Below are 17,741 nucleotides of genomic sequence, written 5' to 3' on the forward strand. Positions count from 1 at the left end.
AATTTAACCCAATTCATCAGAATTTGATTTTATACCTACTTATAAATGAGAATTTTTACAACGTCAAAACAAAATACCATGAAAACCAACCTAACATTTGTCTTTATTTTTTTTCTAGGACTTTTTTCTATTCAATCTCAAAACTCAATTAGCGGAAAAGTCCTAGACACAGAAAATCAGCCATTGGCATACGCAAACATTGTACTATATTCTATTAACAAAGACGCATCTCCTAAAGGAGCTGTGTCTGATGATAATGGGAGCTATCAGTTTGAAAACATCCCTAATGGAACTTACAAAATAGAAGTTTCTATGCTTGGTTTTGAAACCAAAGAAATCAAAGAGTTTGAGTTGAACAGCAACAAAACTTTCAATATTACATTAAAAGAAGAGAGTCAAACGCTTAATGAAGTAGTAGTAAAAAGCAAACGTCCGGTTATTAAACAAACAGCAGAAAAGTTGATTGTTGATTTAGAAAAATCAGAAATGCTAAATACCAATTTACAAGATGTAATGAGGAAAATTCCAGGTGTTTTGGTTACTAATAACGGTATCTCTATTGCAGGTAATAGAGGTGTTCGAATTCTAATCAATGGGAAAACCACAGAATACATGGATGTACAAACATTACTGAGAGATTTTCCTGCTGACAACATTGCTAAAATAGAGTTGGTAGAGCAACCAGGAGCAGAGTATGAAGCTTCGGGATCTGGTGCTATTATTAATATTATTTTGAAAAAGAATGTTCGATTAGGTACTCATGGAAGCACTCGTTTTTGGGTTGGTGAAGACGAAGGATTTGAATATGGTACAGGATTTTCTATTGCTAGCTACAAAAACAAATTAAACTGGCAAACTAGTGTAAACTATTCTCAACCCACATGGAGAGACGATCTGTTTCTTGTTAGATCTGTTGGTAATGAAACGTATGATCAAGTAACCAAAGAACCTTATGATCCTGACAATTTCAACATTAGTGGAAGTCTAGATTATTATATCAATGAAAAAAATTCAATTGGAATTGGAGGTCGTTGGAACAACCGAAAATCAACAAGAATTGCTCGAAGCACAACTGTAATATCTGATGCAACGAATTCCAATACATTATTCTCAGAAAACAGTTTTGATAGAGATCGCGTAGATTATAATATCAATCCTTATTATGAGTATAACTCAGATACTGAAAAATTAGTTATTGATTTTAATTTTGTGGATTTTACAAATGATAATACAAATACCTTATCTGATTTAGTTGGTAGTACAGTTCCTTTTACAGATAGAAGATATATTCAAGATGGAAACTACAACATTAAAACCTACAGAGCAGACTACTCAAAAACATTCTCCGAAAACCTAAAGCTTAGTTTTGGAACTCGATATGCAGATGTGGCTACAGATAATGATTTACAATCCTTGTTAGAAAACAACTTAGGTAATTTCGACCTTGTTGCAAATGAGAGCAGTAGATTCTTAATAGATGAAACCATCTTTGCTTTATACTCTAAAGTAAACGCTAGCTTTGGGCAATGGTCTTTCTCGGGAGGACTAAGATATGAAGACAGTAATACCGAAGGAACTTCACGTTTCATGGATAACAATATGTTGGTAGAACAAGTGCAACAAAGACCTATTAAAAAATTATTTCCAAGTGCATCATTAAGTCGAAAATTGACAGAAAACTTAGGTGCTAGTTTATCTTATAGCTATAGAATTCAAAGACCATCATATAATAGCTTAAACTCGTTCGCGACATTTTTAGATCCATTTTCTGCCGGTGAAGGAAATCCGAATTTAAAACCATCATTCACCAATAACTATCAATTCAATTTAACCTATGATGGGCAGCCATTCTTTACTATTGGTTATAGTAAAACTAAGGATGTAATCTTTCAATTAATTCAACAAGACAACACAACTGCTCAGATAAGACAAAGAGAAGTAAATGTTGAAAATAACACCAACTGGAACTTCCGATTATTTGCTCCTTTAAATTTTGTAAAAGGCTTAGAAGGATATACAGGTTTTATCGTAACCCACACAGACTTTCAATCATCAACATATAACGTAGATTTAGATAAATGGAATTTATTCTGGTTTGTTCAAGCGAGTTATCAATTGCCTTGGGACATCAATTTTGAGGTAAGCGGTAACTATGGAACTGGTGCTTTGGAAGGTCAAATAGATGTAGATTGGTTGGCAAACTTAGATGCTTCTTTCGGGAAAAAGTTTATGAATGACAAACTAAAAGTGAACCTAGGAATTAACAAGGTGTTAAACAGAGGTTTTGTAGGAACCATCGATTACGGAAACGGAAATGCGAATGTAGAGAGTAATGGTTCTAGACAAAATATTCAACTACGATTTGTATATAGCTTTGGTTCTCAGTTTGGCAAAAAGAAGGCGAAAAGAAATTCATCAAGAGATGAAGAAAACCGTATCAATGATAATAACTAGTTGTATATTTAACTCCTGATGAATAGAAAATTAAACAAATCCGATGTTTTATTACTGGCAGCATTTTATAGTGTTTCCTCTGGTTTGGCCATATACGATTACTACAAATCAGACAACGCACTTATTGAATACCTTATAGATATTCCTTTAGATGTATTGCTTTCATTCGGACTTGTTTATATTTTCACCTTCTGGTTGATTCCAAAGTATATTGTAACACAAAAAAAGTATCTATATTTTGTTGTTTTTGGACTCATTTCTTTAATCATAGCTGGAGTAACCGATTATGCAACTGGTTTTTGGACTGGTAATAATGATTGGGCTAAATTCCCCAAAGGTTTTAGGTTCTTAATAATTACTATTGATGTAGGATCGGATTTGGTTGCTTTCCCATTAGGAATTTTACTTACTAAGAAATTCTACGAAGGAAGAACTCAACTTCTTACGATTGAAAAGCAACAAAAAGAAAACGAACTAAAATTATTGCGTTCTCAAATAGATCCTCATTTTCTATTTAACAACCTGAATACACTTGATTCGCTTATCGACAGTGATTCTGAAAAAGCAAAAGAATATATTAATAGGCTCTCATTAATCTATCGATATTTAATTCAAACCAAGGATGCTGAAGTAATGGAGTTAGAAAAAGAGATTCAGTTTGCAGAAAATTATATTTTCTTGATTGAAACTCGTTTTGGAAATGACTATGAATTTACCATTGAAAAAAACACATCAATTCAAGATAAGTTCATCCCTACAGGATCCATCCAAACATTACTTGAGAATGTAGTAAAACATAATAAACCCAAAAGCAATGGTTCTATAAAAACTTCTATTTCCATAGAAAGTGAATGGCTGAACATTGCCAATCAAAAATCAACAACAAACTTTAAAAGCGAATCACTAGGAACTGGCCTTGACAATTTGAAAACAAGGTATCAACTCCTTTCAGACAAGAAAATAAACATTGACGATTCTGAAAAAGAATTTCGTATTGCAATTCCCATTATTAGCTTAAGTGAATAACTCATGAAAGTTCTCATACTAGAAGATGAAATACCAGCATATCAAAAACTTGTTTCTTACTTGAACGAGTATTTCGAAAATTCCTATTCTCATCATTGGTCTAGATCTATTGCCGATGGAAAAGAGTTTTTAAAAGGTAATTCGTACGATTTTATCTTGTCTGATATTCAGTTGTTGGATGGGCTTTCTTTTGATCTTTTTAATATTTCAAATCCCAACTGTCCTATCATATTTTGTTCTGCTCATGACGAATATTTGTTTCAAGCATTTAATACGAATGGTATTGCTTATATCTTAAAACCTTACTCTGAATCTGATTTCGCCAAAGCATTACAGAAATACGAATCTTTATTTCAAAAAGGGGAATACGATTCTTTAAACTCAAATACTATTTCTGAACTGAAGTCTGCCTTGCAAGAAGAAAATTCTAATTTCAAAAAGAGATTTGTCATTAAGAAAACCAAAGGAATTCAGTTACTAAATGTCTCAGACATTAGTATAATTTCTGCCTCTGGAGATTTTTGCATGGCAACAGATCAACATGGGAAAAGACATCCAATTTCTCAAAACCTTGGGTCTATTCATCAAAAATTGAACCCTGCAAAGTTCTTTAAAATTAACCGAAGTGAAATTGTTCAAATCGATTTTATCGAAAATATTGAAAGTCATTTTAAGAATCGATTGCTAATTACAATGAAAGGCACTAAAGAAAAAGTAATGACAAGCTCTTCTACAACTTCAGATTTTAGGAAATGGCTGGAACAGTAATTTACTGTAGTACTTTAAAAATCTCTAAAAGACTAGTCATTTAACTTTAAGACCGCCATAAATGCCTGTTGTGGAATCTCAACATTTCCAACTTGACGCATTCTTTTCTTACCTTTTTTCTGCTTTTCAAGTAGCTTACGTTTACGAGAAATATCTCCACCATAACATTTTGCCGTTACATCTTTTCGTAATGCTTTTACAGTTTCTCTGGCAATGATTTTTGCTCCAATAGCAGCCTGAATAGGAATATCAAATTGTTGTCTTGGAATAAGCTCTTTTAATTTTTCACAAATTCGTTTTCCAATTGTATACGCATTATCGGCATGTAATAATGCAGAAAGAGCATCTACAGGTTGACCGTTTAACAACATATCAACACGAACCAATTTCGATTTTTTCATTCCAATTGGATGATAATCAAACGATGCATATCCTTTAGAAACTGTTTTCAATCGATCATAAAAATCAAATACAATCTCAGCCAAAGGCATGTCAAAAATTAATTCAACCCTTTGGGGAGTTAAATATGTTTGATTTACAATCTGACCTCTTTTTTCTATACACAAACTCATTACTTGTCCTACAAAATCGGCCTTAGTAATAATAGATGCTTTGATAAAAGGTTCTTCAACGCTTTCCAGTTTTGAAGGATCTGGCAAGTCTGAAGGATTGTTTACAATGATAATTTCTTCAGGATTTTTCTTTGTATTTGCATGATAAGATACGTTAGGAACTGTTGTAATAACCGTCATGTTAAATTCACGTTCTAAACGTTCTTGAATGATCTCCATATGTAACATTCCTAAGAATCCACAACGGAAACCAAATCCTAAAGCAGCTGAACTTTCAGGTTGAAACACTAAGGAAGCGTCGTTTAATTGCAACTTTTCCATTGAGTTTCTCAGTTCTTCATAATCTTCGGTATCTACAGGATAAATTCCAGCAAATACCATCGGTTTTACATCTTCAAAACCATCAATACTCTCTGTAGTTGGAGTTTTAGCATCTGTGATGGTATCTCCTACTTTAACTTCTTTTGCTGTTTTAATTCCTGTAATCAAGTAACCAACATCTCCTGTTTTGATAGATTGTTTTACAACCTGATTTAATTTTAACGTTCCAACCTCATCAGCAAAATATTCCTTATCGGTAGCCATAAATTTAATTCGCTGACCTTTTTTGATCTCTCCATCAATCACTCTAAAATAAGTTTCAATTCCTCTATAAGAATTGTAGACAGAATCAAATATTAAGGCTTTTAAAGGAGCATCTGGTTTTCCTTCTGGAGCAGGAACTCTTTCTATTATTGCTTCTAGAATTTTATCAACTCCAAATCCTGTTTTTCCACTAGCTGGAATTACTTCTTCTGCATCACATCCAAGAAGATCAACAATATCATCGGTTACTTCTTCTGGATTTGCTGAAGGCAAATCTACTTTATTTAATACTGGAATAATTTCCAGATCATTCTCTAAAGCTAAATATAAGTTTGAAATGGTTTGCGCCTGAATGCTTTGTGCAGCATCTACAATAAGTAATGCTCCTTCACAAGCTGCGATAGAACGAGAAACTTCGTAAGAAAAATCTACGTGACCAGGAGTATCAATTAAATTTAGAATATATTCTTCTCCTTCATGCTTATATTCCATTTGGATTGCATGCGATTTGATGGTAATTCCACGCTCACGCTCTAAATCCATATTATCTAATAGTTGGTCCTGCTTCTCACGTTCCGTAACAGCACCAGTATAATCTAACAATCTATCTGCCAATGTACTTTTACCATGATCGATGTGTGCGATGATGCAAAAGTTTCTAATATTCTTCATTTGTTAAATTGCTTTTAAGAGTCTGCAAATATAAGCTAATTAAAGGCTTCAGCAAGCAAGTTGCCTAATTTCAATTTTTCATTCTTAATCCTGCCATTCGGCAATAAATAAATTGGTGTCATGACCTCCACCATTATTTCGGTTCGAAGAAAAGATTAATTTCTTCCCATCGTTAGAAAAAACCGGAAATGCATTAAAGGAACCTCCATGAGTTATCTTTTCTAAATTCTTTCCATCAATATCTATCATGTATAAATCAAAGGGCCATCCTCCGTCATTTTCAAAATTAGATGAGAACAATATTTTCTTTCCTGATGGATGAAAAAACGGACTCCAATTTGCATTTCCTAAATGTGTTAATTGCTTTAAATCTGATCCATCTGCATTACAGATATACAATTCCATTTCTGTAGGTTGCACCAGTCCTTCCTTTAATAAATCTTTATATTCTTTAATTTCTGCATCCGTTTTAGGTCTAGAAGAGCGGAAAATAATTTTTGTCCCATCTGGCGAAAAGAAAGCACCTCCGTCGTATCCCAACTGATTGGTAATTTGCTTTACATCTGTTCCATCAATATTCATGGTATACAATTCTATGTCTCCACTTCTTGTTGAAGTAAACACTATTTTATCGCCTTTTGGAGATACTGTTGGTTCTGCATCATACCCTTTTTCATTGGTTAATTTTTGAATCACTTCTCCTTGTGGGTTGGCTACATAAATATCATACGTATTATAAATTGGCCAAATATATTTTCCGTTTTTCCTTAGAGGAGCGTCAGGACATTTGTGACCGCCTTCATGAGTTGATGAATAAATAATATTCCCATTTGGCAAGAAATAAGAACAGGTAGTTCTTCCTAAACCAGTACTAACCATTGGCGGTTTTTTATCTTTAAATGTTTCATCTGCATTCATAATAAACATTTGATCACATTCTACTCCCCACTTTTTGTTATTGGATTGAAAAATGATTTGTTTATCATCAAAACTCCAATAAGCTTCTGCATTATCTCCGCCAAATGTGATTTGTTTTATGGATTTGAAATGGGTCTCTTTAGGATAGATTAATGTGCCATCCCACTTTCTTGTCTCTCCAGATTTTGCATCTGTCTTATCATCTTTTTTTGTTTTACAAGACATAACAGATAGTGCTAAAACAAATAAAAACAGTACTCTAAACTTCATGTGAATTCGTTATTTTTATTCAGTAAAAGTAAATTTTTGTTTGAAAAATAATACAAAAACACACTTTACTTCATGAATCAATTCTTTAATGCATGATTTTGTTTTATTCATATGTTTTACAAATTTTAGAATTAAAAAAATCATGTACTTTTGAGCAAAAATAATAGTTAATCTCATGAGAAACATCATAATCCTACTGTTTTTATCAATATTTATCTCTTGTAATCAAGATGTTGAACTCAACAATAAAATAAAAGAAGATGTTGCTTTCTTAGCTGATGATCAACTTGAGGGAAGACAAACAGGAACTGATGGGGAGAAAAAAGCGGCGACTTATATTGCCGAAAGAATGAAAGAAATGGGGTTAACTCCAAAAGGAACTGAAGATTTTTATCAAGAATTTTCTTTTCTTCCTAAAACCGACCCGCATTCAGAAGTTGAGTTCACTAAAAATCAAGATGGTACCATTACAGGAAGAAACGTCATTGGATATATTAACAACAATGCTGAAAACACTGTAATTATTGGCGCTCATTTTGACCACTTAGGATATGGCGGAGAAGGTTCTTTATTTAGAGATTCTATAAAAGCTATTCATAATGGTGCAGATGACAACGCTAGTGGAACTGCTGTGATGCTTGATCTTGCTAGAAAATTAAAAGGCAAAAACACCAATAATAATTATTTATTTATGGCTTTTTCGGGTGAAGAAATGGGCTTGTTAGGCTCTAATTATTTTGTGAAGAATCCTACAATTAACACCAAAGCTGTAAGCTATATGATAAATATGGATATGGTGGGGAGATTGAAAAAAGATAGTACGTTAGCTGTCTATGGAACTGGAACTTCGCCAATGTTCAAACAAGTATTAAATGCTCATAATAATAAGTTTAAACTCATTGAAAATGAATCTGGAGTAGGGCCTAGTGATCATACGAGTTTCTATTTAGCTGATATTCCTGTATTACATTTCTTTACTGGACAACATTCTGATTACCATAAACCTGGAGACGATTCAGAAAAACTAAATTATGAAGGCATGGATAGAATTTCTGCCTACATTTTTGATGTAATTTCTGATTTGAACGACAATGGGAAATTAGCCTTTAGAAAAACTAAAAACGAAAGCGAAAGTACTCCAAGATTTAAAGTTGGTTTAGGTGTAGTTCCTGATTATTTGTATGATGGAAAAGGCATGCGAATTGACGGTGTTTCTGAAGGGAAACCAGCCATCAAAGCAGGTCTAAAGAAAGGTGATGTTGTTATTCAGTTAGGAGACAGTCTTGTAACTGACATGATGAGTTATATGAGAGCTTTATCTGTTTTTGACAAAGGAGATAAAGCAAAAGTTGTTGTTGATAGAAATGGTAAAAAGGTAAAAGCTCAGATTCAGTTTTAATAGAGACTAGATTTCCTGAATATAAAAAAAGGCTTCAGATCCATCAGAGCACATAATCTTATCATCTTCATTAAAAACTATAATTCCTTGGTTCTTTTTAATCTTGTTAATTGTTTTATCCAAGTTTTCAACTCCAAAAGTACATACCCAGTATTCATACTTTCCTCTTATAGAATCATCTAATTGACGAATACTAGCAATTTCTTCGTTAGTTTTATTGCAGTAAATAGTTACAGAGAACTTAGAATTCCATTCAACCTTCCAACTGAATAATTTTTGATAGAACTCTACTGCTTTTTCAATATTAGAAACCTGTAGCTCATTATAAATTAATGTATTTGGTTCTGATTTGGTTCTTGAATTCAAAGAATTCCCTTCATATATAGTAAATCCTGCACCTAAATTATCCCTTATCAAAGCAACACCTCCAATAGGATTCTTTAAATCGATTAACTCAATAACTCCTCCTAACTCTTTTGCTTTATTCACAGTTTCTACAACACTTTCAACCTGTATATATGACATCCAAAAAGAAGGCATTTTCATTTTCTGAAACATTTCTGGTGTCTGATACAATCCTACAACTTCTTGGTTTCCTTTATAAGCAGTTAAGTAGTAATTATTATCGTAGTATTTCCAGTTAAATACCTCTTCATAAAAACGCTTTGTTTTGTTCGGGCTGTAACTAGATAAATCTGCCCAAATAAATTTATTCTGTATCATTTTTACTAACCTTTAGGCATCCAATCTGGCGGCTTTATTAGCACCAAGATTTTATTTTTAACTCCTTTCACTTTTCCTATTTTTCTAGCTAATCTAGATAATCCATGTAAAAACACTTTCAATGGATTTACACTATTTAGAGGTTCCGAAACCCCATAAACAACCTTCTCTACTTCTGGTTCAAATGTTCCCAAGATTCTATCCCACAGAATCAATATTCCTCCATAATTCTTATCCCAATATTGTCTATTGGATCCATGATGAACTCTATGATGAGATGGGGTGTTAAAAATGTATTCAAAAGGTTTAGGAAACTTTCCAATTATCTCTGTATGTAATAATGTTTGGAAAACTTGTACGAAAATTTCACTTGCTAATAACAAAAAAGGATTAAATCCTAATAATACTGCTGGTACAGAAAAAAACAATGGAAATACAGAATCTAAAGGACCAAATCTATAGGCTACCGACATATTAAAGTGTGGTGAACTATGATGCACAGTATGTGTAGCCCAACCTACTCCAATTCTATGCATTAATCTATGTTCCCAATAATAAAGGAAATCTGCTAAAACAATACAACTAATAATTGTAATCCAATTAATAGGAAGCTCAGGCAAAATAGCATAATATGATGCATACGCATATAATTTTATAACCAAGAGAATCCCTAAAATATATTCTATCCCAATAAAAAAGAAAAAGGTAATAATATTGGCTATAGAATCTAAAACCAAATCTTTATTCATTCTCTTCAGAACAAAGTATCTAATTAATTCTATGATAAAGAATGGAATGACAATGTATACCAAACTCAAATCATTGAATATATAGAACAGGTACTCAACCCATTCTGGATTTGGAATTTCCAAATCAAAATTGGCGTTAGCTAAATGTGGAAAACCAACCACAGCAACTATAATAACAATGCTATAAATTAATAATCGTATTCTACTCATCTTCTAAAGATTTTATGATACAAAAGTCTTTTTTTATTGTGATTTAATTTTTGACATAAGTCAAAATATCCAAATAACTTAACATAGAGTACAATGCTAAGAATGACCAAATAAACACCATAGTCCAAAAGAGTTTTGGAGTTTCTTTTTTATCTACAGATTCTACAAAATGAATCTTCCCACTTCGTATAACATGTATAAGTCCTAGTAATATAAAAACAGCCCAGAACCAGTTCCATTCAAACAAAATGGCTAAAGCCATGAAGATAAGAGACAATATTGTTTTCCACTTTTTCATTAAAAATAATATGAATTATAATCTATTAATAACACAGATAGAGAGTAAAATGCCAAAACAATCCAAGTAATAATAATAACCCAGTAAAGTGTGGGATTCTCTCTTTTAAAAATAGGCTCTATAAAGTATGTAACTCCAGAAAAAATATCGGGAATTACCCAATAGAGAAATAGAATTCCCCAAATCCATTCCCAACTCATAAAGATTGCAGTATACATAAGAGCTAATGCTACAACCGTTCTCCATTTTGATACTTTCTTCATGTATGTTGTTTGTCATTAAAGATATCCTTTTTTTAAAAATCTAATGTAAAAGTACTTCTTGATCTCGATTTTGATATAGGTCAAAAAACCTTATCTATAATTCTTTCACTTTTGTTGCATCATTATTTTATATGAAAAGAAACTTCATTTTTTTATTGATACTCTTATTCCTGTCTTGTTCAAAAAACCCTAAAGAACTTGTTGGTATTTGGACCGTAAAGAGCCCTCATTACAGAGCTATTTATTCTATAGAAGAATATAATGGTAATGTTGTTGGAAAAATAAAATATTACAACGACGACACTTATGTTTATAAAGAAACGAATACAGAAAAAGACATATTTCTACATAAAATAAAGCGCAAAGACAGTATTTATATTGATGCTATTTCTGGTGCTACTATTACCAAAAACAAATTAACCATCAAACAAAAAAATGAAGACACTTTAGAAGTAACCACCTACATAAGAAATAAACCTTTAAAAGAATTTTGGATTAAAAAGAAGAAAAAACCATGAGAAATAGAATATATGTAAGCATCATTTTAATAGCCTTTGCTATAATAAGTTGTGAAGACGGAATTAGAGATATTACTGGAGGTAATAACACTACAAATCCAACCAACCCAATTACTGAAGTTAATCCAATAAACATTTATGAAGATGGATTTGATTTTTTAGACAAAATGCAAGGACATTGGACAGGAAGAAATTTAGTCATCGCAGATGATTATCCCTGGTTTGCTTTTGATTACAGAGCTATTTCACCTTCTCATATACACGGAATTCATGAAAATGGAACTCACGGAAATCTATTAACCTCATTTTTTGTTACAGATTTTAAAGATACTAGAACTATTATGGCAAGAAACGGAGGTCTCTTAAATGGAATCTACCGTTCTAGTTATTTTGTTATGGATAGTCTTAGTAATATCTCTTCCAATGAAAAGTATTTCCGTTTTGTAGATGCTAAAGGAGGAAAAGGAGTTATGTTCTTTGAGCTACGATTCAAAAATGATAGTCTCTATTTCAATGCATACACCAGTCGATTAGGAATTAATCCAATTCCAACTAGGCATATGACTTTTAAGGCAAAAAAGAGGGATTTAGAATTGTCTCAAAATGCAGCAATAGCAACAGGTTTTCCTCAAAATATTAGTGCTTGGGATTTTTCAGAAGGTTTTCAAGAAGGAAATCTTTATATAGCTCCTGGAAATGAAAATGCTCGTTCAGCAACTTTTTTATCGCAGGGCGATGCTAATGCAACTGTGTATGATCTGGCTCCAATTTCAGGAGATCCTTTTACCATTACAGATCATCCTCATTTAGGTTCTTTAACTGTAAACATTACACGAAACTCGCAAATCACTAATGATGTTTTATTGGCGTATCTATCTAAGAAACCTTTAACAGATAATAATGGATTATTTACTATAGATCCTGATGCTTATGAGAGTATTTTACACTTTCCAGTATTATCTAATGGAGAAAACCAATTCTTTTATTCTTATTTACATCCTGGGAATTACTATCTTACAATTGTAGCTGATAAAAACGGAGATATAACTCCAAGTCAAGGAGATATTACTAGTATTAGCAAAACTATTTCTATTGGAGTTGAAGAAAATAAATCGGAGACAGTAACAGATATCAATGTTCAAAATTAATCCTTAAATTTACTGTTATTCAATAATTTATAATGAAACTCTATTAAAACAGTGTTCCATTTTAAGGTTTATTTTTCCGTTTTACTAACTATTTATCGTTCTAAATTTAGAATATGTGGTTAGTTTGTGATAAATACTTTCAGCAACAACTGAATTGTTTTAAAAAATTTAAATAAATCATTCAAAAAGACTACTAATGAAAAAATATCATTTCACTATTTTGTTGTTCACCATAGGCTTATTTATAAGTTCATGTACAACCGCTGAGATTCCTTTAGAAGAAGATCCAGATCCAATAAATGAAACCATAACTTATGTGGATAATGTAAAAACCATTATAGATAATAACTGTACTACTTGTCATGGAGCTGTAAATCCAAATGCAGGTTTAAGTTTAGTTACGTATTTGCAAGTAAGGAGTGCTGCAGAGAACGGTAACTTAATTCCAAGAATGAATAACGCAACAAACCCTATGCCTCCAAGTGGTGTTTTACCAGCTGCAACTAGAGCAATTATAGACAAATGGAGAGACGATGGGTTTTTAGAAAACTAATAGATATGAAAAAGTTTATCCTAACCATCATTTGCATGGCAGCTTGTCAAGTTGCTTTATGTCAAACATATTTTACCAGAACTGGGTTTACTGAGTTTAAAGCATCTGTTGAAGCATTTGAGCCTGTTGAAGCAAAAAACAATAGCACAACAGCAATCTTAAAAACCCAAACAGGAGATATTGCAGCACAGCTTTTTATCAATGCTTTTAAGTTTCGAGTGGCCTTAATGCAAGAGCATTTTAATGAGAACTACATGGATTCTGATAAGTTTCCTAAAGCTGTTTTTAGAGGAAAAATAAAAGATTTTAACTTTGATCAACTTTCCCAAGAAAAAGAATACGACTTATCTGGAACTCTAACAATTAGAGGGGTTAAAAAAGAAGTCAATACAAAAGCAACAATTAAAAAAGAGGGTGAAAAAATACTTTTATCTTCTAATTTTACTGTTCTGCCTAAGGATTTTAACATAAAGATTCCTAGTATTGTTAGTAAGAAAATTGCAGACAAAATTAATATAACTTTGAACTATGAACTTGTCGAAAAAAAGTAAAATTATTCTAGGACTATTGATTTTCGTAGCTATTTCTGTAGTTGTTGTATATCAGTATTCTATGAGACCGCCTGCAAAAATTGAAACTAAAAAAGTAGATTTTACTGGAACCTCAGATGCACTTTTATCAAAAGTAAAAGAAGACTTTTCTGTATGGCAAGATAAAGTTGTTGTGCTTACAGGAAGTATCACAAATAGTGACGCTAATGGAGTCACATTAAGTAATCAAATCTATTGTCAATTTAGAGATACTGCTGACGTTAAATCTTTTCAAAACAACCAAGAAATAAAAATAAAGGGACGTGTTATTGGTTATGACGACCTTTTAGAAGAATTAAAATTAGACCAATGTATTATTCAACAATAAACCAAACCATGACTAAAAAGTATATTTTATTTTTCGCTGCATTCTTTCTCTTTGCTTTTTCAATACAAGCACAAGATGATCTTTTAGATGAGTTAGACAAAGAGACTAAACCAGGGACAAAATTCGAATTACCTGCTTTTAAAGCAATGAAAATAGGTAATTTACAATCGACAAAGGTTGCCGATAAAGGAGACTTTTATTTGTATGTTTCTCACAGATTTGGAACACTTCAAGATGGGTTTGAAACTTTCTTTGGATTTGACAATGCCAACACAAAAATTCAGCTGGTTTATGGGTTCTGGGAAGGAGTTCAATTAAGTATTGCTAGAGAATCTCTTAGACAAACTTATTCATATTCTATAAAAACTCGTTTGGCTAGACAATCAGATAAAATGCCTTTCAATTTAGTTGCTTATGCTACAGCCAATATGGATACTCAATTAGATAAAAACCAATTTCCTGCTTTAAAATCTGGAGACAGAATGAGCTATGCAACTCAATTGCTAGTTTCAAGAAGATTTTCCGATAAATTTTCATTCTTGATTGCCCCTTCTTACATTCGTCAAAACTTACAGAATCTTAATTTAACAGGAGCAAGTAATCACAATCAATTTGCTATGGGGCTTGGTGGTCGTTTAAAAGTAAGTAAGCGAATGAGTATTAATATGGATTATGCTTACAATTTTAATCGTGATAGCAACTCGGTTTATAGCGATCCAATAACTATTGGTGTAGATATTGAAACTGGAGGGCACGTTTTTCAGTTACTTTTTTCTAATGCTCAATCTACAAATGAACCTGGATTCTTAAGCAATGCTGAAGGTAATTGGGGTGACGGGCATGTTTTCTTTGGGTTTAATATTGTGAGAGTATTTTAAATTTAAATTATACCCCAGATATAAAAAGAGTCTCTGTTGATAGAGGCTTTTTTTATTTTCCTCTAATTCTACTCAAAGTCTCCTGAGTAATTCCTAGCATAGATGCAATGTGGCCTAAATTCGCTCTTTGAACAATTTGTGGAAGTGCAGATATTAATAATTCATATTTCTGTTTCGCAGTTAAGAAATAGTACCCTTTATAAAACTCATCAATTATCGACATTTCTTGTTCTAAAATAATTCTAGAAAACCTTTCCAGTTCTGGATGCTTCTGATATAGAATTTCCCATTCTTCCTTGGAGAGTCTAACCAGCTCAGAATCTTCTGTTAACTCAATATATTCAGAACCAGGTTTTTCTTGAACGTAACTAAACCAAGAAGTAATTAAAGAATTTTCTAGTGATATCCAATGAGTTATATCCTTTCCATTCAAATACAAATATGTTCTTGCTACTCCTTTAGCTAAAAAATACATATATTTTGATGTTTTACCTTCTTCAGCAAGTAAATCTCCTTTCTTTTTAGTCACTTCTTTTGCTGTAGAACGAATTGAAGCTTCTGCTTCAGAAGAAAGCTCTATATAATTTCGAATAAATACAAGAAATTCATCCATGGCATGCAAAGTAAACAAAATAACTAATACATCACTAAATACAAAATTGACAGTTTATTGTTACTTTTGCACAAAATCTAAGTATGGTAAAAATAGACAACATAGAATTACCAGATTTTCCATTGTTGCTTGCTCCAATGGAAGATGTAAGCGATCCTCCTTTTCGTGCATTGTGCAAAGAGAACGGAGCTGACGTTGTCTATACCGAGTTTATCTCTTCTGAAGGGTTAATTCGTGATGCTGCTAAAAGTGTTATGAAATTGGACATCTATGAAAAAGAGCGTCCTGTTGGAATCCAAATATTTGGAGCCAATTTAGATTCTATGTTGCAATCTGTAGAGATTGTAGAAAAAACAAATCCGGATATAATTGATATCAATTTTGGTTGTCCCGTAAAGAAAGTTGTTTCTAAAGGTGCAGGTGCAGGTATTTTAAAAGATATCGATCTTATGGTGAAATTAACTGAAGCCATGGTAAAGCACACCAAACTTCCTATTACAGTAAAGACTCGTTTGGGCTGGGATCATGATTCGATTCGAATTGTAGAAGTTGCAGAACGATTGCAGGATGTGGGTTGTAAAGCAATTTCTATTCATGGAAGAACACGTGCTCAAATGTATAAAGGAAATGCAGATTGGAAACCTATTGCTGAGGTAAAAAACAATCCAAGAATGCACATTCCAGTTTTTGGAAATGGAGATGTTACTACTCCTGAAAGAGCAAAAGAGATGCGTGACATTTATGGATTAGATGGTGCTATGATTGGAAGAGCTTGTATTGGTTATCCTTGGTTTTTTAATGAAGTAAAACATTACTTTAAAACTGGAGAGCATTTGGCAAAACCTACCATAGCTGAACGTGCAGAAATGGCTCGCCGTCATTTACAAATGTCTATTGATTGGAAAGGAGAACATTTAGGTGTTGTAGAAACAAGAAGACATTATACAAACTATTTTAAAGGGATTCCTCATTTTAAAGAGTATCGTCTTAAAATGGTAACTTCAGATGATCCAAAAGACGTTTTTGCTACTTTTAATGAGGTTGAGGAAAAATTTGGGAATGTTATGATTCCAAAAATTGGTTAGAAATTCTGCTGCTAGCAACTTTTGCAGCTAGAAAACCTAACACAGAAATTGTTGACATTACAATTAAGAGATTAGACCATCTAAGTTCAACAGGATAAGCAATATTTGCTGTAATCATAAAGAACTCAAACTGTTGTTGAATTACTACAAGAAGTAACGCTAACGAAAGCCCAATTGTCATTCCAACAAGTGTTAACAGAAATCCTTGTAAGACAAAAATTCTTTTGACTTCTTTTAGTGTAGCGCCTAGATTTAGAATCGTTTTTAAATTCTTCTTTTTATCAATAATCATCATAATAATTGCTCCAACTACATTAAACATTGCAATAATCATGATCAACGTAAAAATCAAATAAGAAACAAAGTTTTCTGTATTAATTACTTTATAAAAAAGCTCATTGAGTTGCGCTTTGGTTTGCACCTTAAACTTACTTCCTAATTGCTTTTGAAGTTCCTCAGAAAAATCATCAGCATCAACATCTTCTTTCAATTTAATTTCAATTGCGGTGTATTGGTTCTCTTTATAATTCAAAAGATGTTGTGCTTGCATATTATTTACAAAAACATATTTGTTTTCAAACTCTTCAGTTCCTGAATAGATTCCAACTACTTGCGTTCTTATATTTCTAGAACTGTTTGGGTTTAATAATCCTGTGCCAGTTTTAGGAACTACTATTTCTAAAGATTCTGTAAAACTTAAAACACTTAATGATAGTTTGAACGCCAATCCATTACCTAAAACACTTGTATTGGTATAGTTTGGATCTAACCATGTGCCGACTTGAATGGCTGAATCTAATTTTACAACATTTACATAGTTATAATCTACTCCTTTTATATATGCAATTTGTTGTTTATCATCATTTCTTAAAAAAACACGTTCTTCAATGACTCTTGTATATTCTGCAATATCTTTATTAGTAGCAAGAGTTTCTTTTAGTTTGTTGTTATATAAAAAGTTCTTCCCTTTTGAAACTGATACTTTGACATCTGGGTCAGAAATATTTAACAATGAAGTACTAAATGTTCTCAATCCTGAAAAACCAGACAGAATAATAAAGAGCGCAGCGGTTCCTACAATAACTCCCAATGAAGCAATCATTGTAATTATATTAATAGCA

Annotated in this window: 19 protein-coding genes; 11 read left to right on the top strand and 8 right to left on the bottom strand. The window is 32.2% G+C overall.

Annotation, left to right across the window (positions count from 1 at the left end):
- The first annotated feature begins 78 nt into the window (after positions 1-78).
- The 3 genes from AAON49_RS06050 to AAON49_RS06060 are packed head-to-tail and all read left to right on the top strand — an operon-like array spanning position 79 to position 4,248.
- Positions 79-2,454 carry a TonB-dependent receptor gene (locus tag AAON49_RS06050; RefSeq protein ID WP_349553375.1) on the top strand — a complete coding sequence of 792 codons (2,376 nt, stop codon included), beginning with the start codon at positions 79-81 and terminating at the stop codon, positions 2,452-2,454.
- Positions 2,455-2,472: 18 nt separating this feature from the next.
- Positions 2,473-3,480, top strand: a complete 1,008-nt coding sequence (locus AAON49_RS06055; protein ID WP_349553377.1) for a sensor histidine kinase — start codon at positions 2,473-2,475, stop codon at positions 3,478-3,480.
- A 3-nt stretch (positions 3,481-3,483) separates the two neighbouring features.
- Positions 3,484-4,248: a LytR/AlgR family response regulator transcription factor gene (locus AAON49_RS06060; protein WP_349553378.1), complete on the top strand. Its 765-nt coding sequence runs from the start codon at positions 3,484-3,486 to the stop codon at positions 4,246-4,248.
- A gap of 32 nt (positions 4,249-4,280) precedes the next feature.
- Here AAON49_RS06060 and lepA read toward each other — a convergent pair whose 3' ends face one another.
- Positions 4,281-6,077 (bottom strand): translation elongation factor 4, encoded by a 1,797-nt coding sequence (lepA, locus tag AAON49_RS06065; RefSeq protein ID WP_349553380.1) that lies wholly within the window; start codon positions 6,075-6,077, stop codon positions 4,281-4,283.
- An 84-nt stretch (positions 6,078-6,161) separates the two neighbouring features.
- Complete coding sequence (locus AAON49_RS06070; protein ID WP_349553382.1) at positions 6,162-7,265, bottom strand: TolB family protein; 1,104 nt, start codon at positions 7,263-7,265, stop codon at positions 6,162-6,164.
- Positions 7,266-7,440: 175 nt separating this feature from the next.
- On the opposite strand from AAON49_RS06070, the gene AAON49_RS06075 reads away from it, so the two are divergent.
- Entirely contained in the window at positions 7,441-8,664 is a 1,224-nt protein-coding gene (locus AAON49_RS06075) for a M28 family peptidase (RefSeq protein ID WP_349553383.1), read from the top strand.
- A gap of 6 nt (positions 8,665-8,670) precedes the next feature.
- Here the strand turns inward: AAON49_RS06075 and AAON49_RS06080 are convergent, their stop codons facing one another.
- From AAON49_RS06080 to AAON49_RS06095, 4 genes are read right to left on the bottom strand one after another with little or no spacing between them, the layout of a single operon-like run.
- Complete coding sequence (locus AAON49_RS06080) at positions 8,671-9,387, bottom strand: VOC family protein (RefSeq protein ID WP_349553385.1); 717 nt, start codon at positions 9,385-9,387, stop codon at positions 8,671-8,673.
- 5 nt (positions 9,388-9,392) lie between these two features.
- Positions 9,393-10,346, bottom strand: coding sequence for a sterol desaturase family protein (locus tag AAON49_RS06085; protein WP_349553387.1), 954 nt, complete (start codon positions 10,344-10,346; stop codon positions 9,393-9,395).
- Between the two features lie 43 nt (positions 10,347-10,389).
- On the bottom strand, positions 10,390-10,644 hold the full coding sequence (locus tag AAON49_RS06090; RefSeq protein ID WP_349553388.1) for a hypothetical protein: 255 nt from the start codon (positions 10,642-10,644) through the stop codon (positions 10,390-10,392).
- On the bottom strand, positions 10,644-10,907 hold the full coding sequence (locus AAON49_RS06095) for a hypothetical protein (RefSeq protein WP_349553390.1): 264 nt from the start codon (positions 10,905-10,907) through the stop codon (positions 10,644-10,646). Before AAON49_RS06095 ends, AAON49_RS06090 begins: the two co-directional genes overlap by 1 nt.
- Before the next feature lie 131 nt (positions 10,908-11,038).
- Here AAON49_RS06095 and AAON49_RS06100 point away from each other — a divergent pair, with 131 nt between their 5' ends.
- The 6 genes from AAON49_RS06100 to AAON49_RS06125 all read left to right on the top strand — a co-directional run bounded on the left by AAON49_RS06100 (position 11,039) and on the right by AAON49_RS06125 (position 14,922).
- Positions 11,039-11,425, top strand: coding sequence for a hypothetical protein (locus AAON49_RS06100; RefSeq protein WP_349553392.1), 387 nt, complete (start codon positions 11,039-11,041; stop codon positions 11,423-11,425).
- A complete protein-coding gene (locus tag AAON49_RS06105) occupies positions 11,422-12,573 on the top strand; it encodes a hypothetical protein (RefSeq protein WP_349553394.1) in 1,152 nt (383 codons plus the stop codon). Before AAON49_RS06100 ends, AAON49_RS06105 begins: the two co-directional genes overlap by 4 nt.
- 196 nt (positions 12,574-12,769) lie before the next feature.
- Positions 12,770-13,126 carry a hypothetical protein gene (locus tag AAON49_RS06110; RefSeq protein WP_349553395.1) on the top strand — a complete coding sequence of 119 codons (357 nt, stop codon included), beginning with the start codon at positions 12,770-12,772 and terminating at the stop codon, positions 13,124-13,126.
- Positions 13,127-13,131: 5 nt separating this feature from the next.
- The gene (locus AAON49_RS06115; RefSeq protein ID WP_349553397.1) at positions 13,132-13,677 is read left to right on the top strand and encodes a YceI family protein; all 546 of its coding nucleotides are present in this window, start codon (positions 13,132-13,134) and stop codon (positions 13,675-13,677) included.
- Entirely contained in the window at positions 13,655-14,044 is a 390-nt protein-coding gene (locus AAON49_RS06120; RefSeq protein ID WP_349553399.1) for a hypothetical protein, read from the top strand. Before AAON49_RS06115 ends, AAON49_RS06120 begins: the two co-directional genes overlap by 23 nt.
- A gap of 8 nt (positions 14,045-14,052) precedes the next feature.
- Entirely contained in the window at positions 14,053-14,922 is an 870-nt protein-coding gene (locus AAON49_RS06125) for a DUF5777 family beta-barrel protein (RefSeq protein WP_349553401.1), read from the top strand.
- 52 nt (positions 14,923-14,974) lie between these two features.
- Here AAON49_RS06125 and AAON49_RS06130 read toward each other — a convergent pair whose 3' ends face one another.
- Positions 14,975-15,535: a Crp/Fnr family transcriptional regulator gene (locus tag AAON49_RS06130; RefSeq protein ID WP_349553403.1), complete on the bottom strand. Its 561-nt coding sequence runs from the start codon at positions 15,533-15,535 to the stop codon at positions 14,975-14,977.
- Positions 15,536-15,618: 83 nt separating this feature from the next.
- Between AAON49_RS06130 and dusB the strand changes: the two genes are divergently transcribed.
- Entirely contained in the window at positions 15,619-16,620 is a 1,002-nt protein-coding gene (gene dusB, locus AAON49_RS06135; RefSeq protein ID WP_349553405.1) for a tRNA dihydrouridine synthase DusB, read from the top strand.
- On the opposite strand, the gene AAON49_RS06140 is transcribed toward dusB, so the two are convergent.
- The gene (locus AAON49_RS06140) at positions 16,598-17,722 is read right to left on the bottom strand and encodes an ABC transporter permease (RefSeq protein ID WP_349553407.1); all 1,125 of its coding nucleotides are present in this window, start codon (positions 17,720-17,722) and stop codon (positions 16,598-16,600) included. The genes dusB and AAON49_RS06140 overlap by 23 nt on opposite strands.
- Between the last annotated feature and the right edge of the window lie 19 nt (positions 17,723-17,741).

Source organism: Pseudotenacibaculum sp. MALMAid0570 (genome assembly GCF_040151415.1).
Classification (GTDB): Bacteria; Bacteroidota; Bacteroidia; order Flavobacteriales; family Flavobacteriaceae; genus Polaribacter.

Bases quoted from the DNA above. Each gene is read 5' to 3' on its own strand.
- AAON49_RS06050 (WP_349553375.1), top strand. From the start codon at position 79: ATGAAAACCAACCTAACATTTGTCTTTATTTTTTTTCTAGGACTTTTT.
- AAON49_RS06055 (WP_349553377.1), top strand. From the start codon at position 2,473: ATGAATAGAAAATTAAACAAATCCGATGTTTTATTACTGGCAGCATTT.
- AAON49_RS06060 (WP_349553378.1), top strand. From the start codon at position 3,484: ATGAAAGTTCTCATACTAGAAGATGAAATACCAGCATATCAAAAACTT.
- lepA (WP_349553380.1), bottom strand. From the start codon at position 6,077: ATGAAGAATATTAGAAACTTTTGCATCATCGCACACATCGATCATGGT.
- AAON49_RS06070 (WP_349553382.1), bottom strand. From the start codon at position 7,265: ATGAAGTTTAGAGTACTGTTTTTATTTGTTTTAGCACTATCTGTTATG.
- AAON49_RS06075 (WP_349553383.1), top strand. From the start codon at position 7,441: ATGAGAAACATCATAATCCTACTGTTTTTATCAATATTTATCTCTTGT.
- AAON49_RS06080 (WP_349553385.1), bottom strand. From the start codon at position 9,387: ATGATACAGAATAAATTTATTTGGGCAGATTTATCTAGTTACAGCCCG.
- AAON49_RS06085 (WP_349553387.1), bottom strand. From the start codon at position 10,346: ATGAGTAGAATACGATTATTAATTTATAGCATTGTTATTATAGTTGCT.
- AAON49_RS06090 (WP_349553388.1), bottom strand. From the start codon at position 10,644: ATGAAAAAGTGGAAAACAATATTGTCTCTTATCTTCATGGCTTTAGCC.
- AAON49_RS06095 (WP_349553390.1), bottom strand. From the start codon at position 10,907: ATGAAGAAAGTATCAAAATGGAGAACGGTTGTAGCATTAGCTCTTATG.
- AAON49_RS06100 (WP_349553392.1), top strand. From the start codon at position 11,039: ATGAAAAGAAACTTCATTTTTTTATTGATACTCTTATTCCTGTCTTGT.
- AAON49_RS06105 (WP_349553394.1), top strand. From the start codon at position 11,422: ATGAGAAATAGAATATATGTAAGCATCATTTTAATAGCCTTTGCTATA.
- AAON49_RS06110 (WP_349553395.1), top strand. From the start codon at position 12,770: ATGAAAAAATATCATTTCACTATTTTGTTGTTCACCATAGGCTTATTT.
- AAON49_RS06115 (WP_349553397.1), top strand. From the start codon at position 13,132: ATGAAAAAGTTTATCCTAACCATCATTTGCATGGCAGCTTGTCAAGTT.
- AAON49_RS06120 (WP_349553399.1), top strand. From the start codon at position 13,655: ATGAACTTGTCGAAAAAAAGTAAAATTATTCTAGGACTATTGATTTTC.
- AAON49_RS06125 (WP_349553401.1), top strand. From the start codon at position 14,053: ATGACTAAAAAGTATATTTTATTTTTCGCTGCATTCTTTCTCTTTGCT.
- AAON49_RS06130 (WP_349553403.1), bottom strand. From the start codon at position 15,535: ATGGATGAATTTCTTGTATTTATTCGAAATTATATAGAGCTTTCTTCT.
- dusB (WP_349553405.1), top strand. From the start codon at position 15,619: ATGGTAAAAATAGACAACATAGAATTACCAGATTTTCCATTGTTGCTT.
- AAON49_RS06140 (WP_349553407.1), bottom strand. From the start codon at position 17,722: ATGATTGCTTCATTGGGAGTTATTGTAGGAACCGCTGCGCTCTTTATT.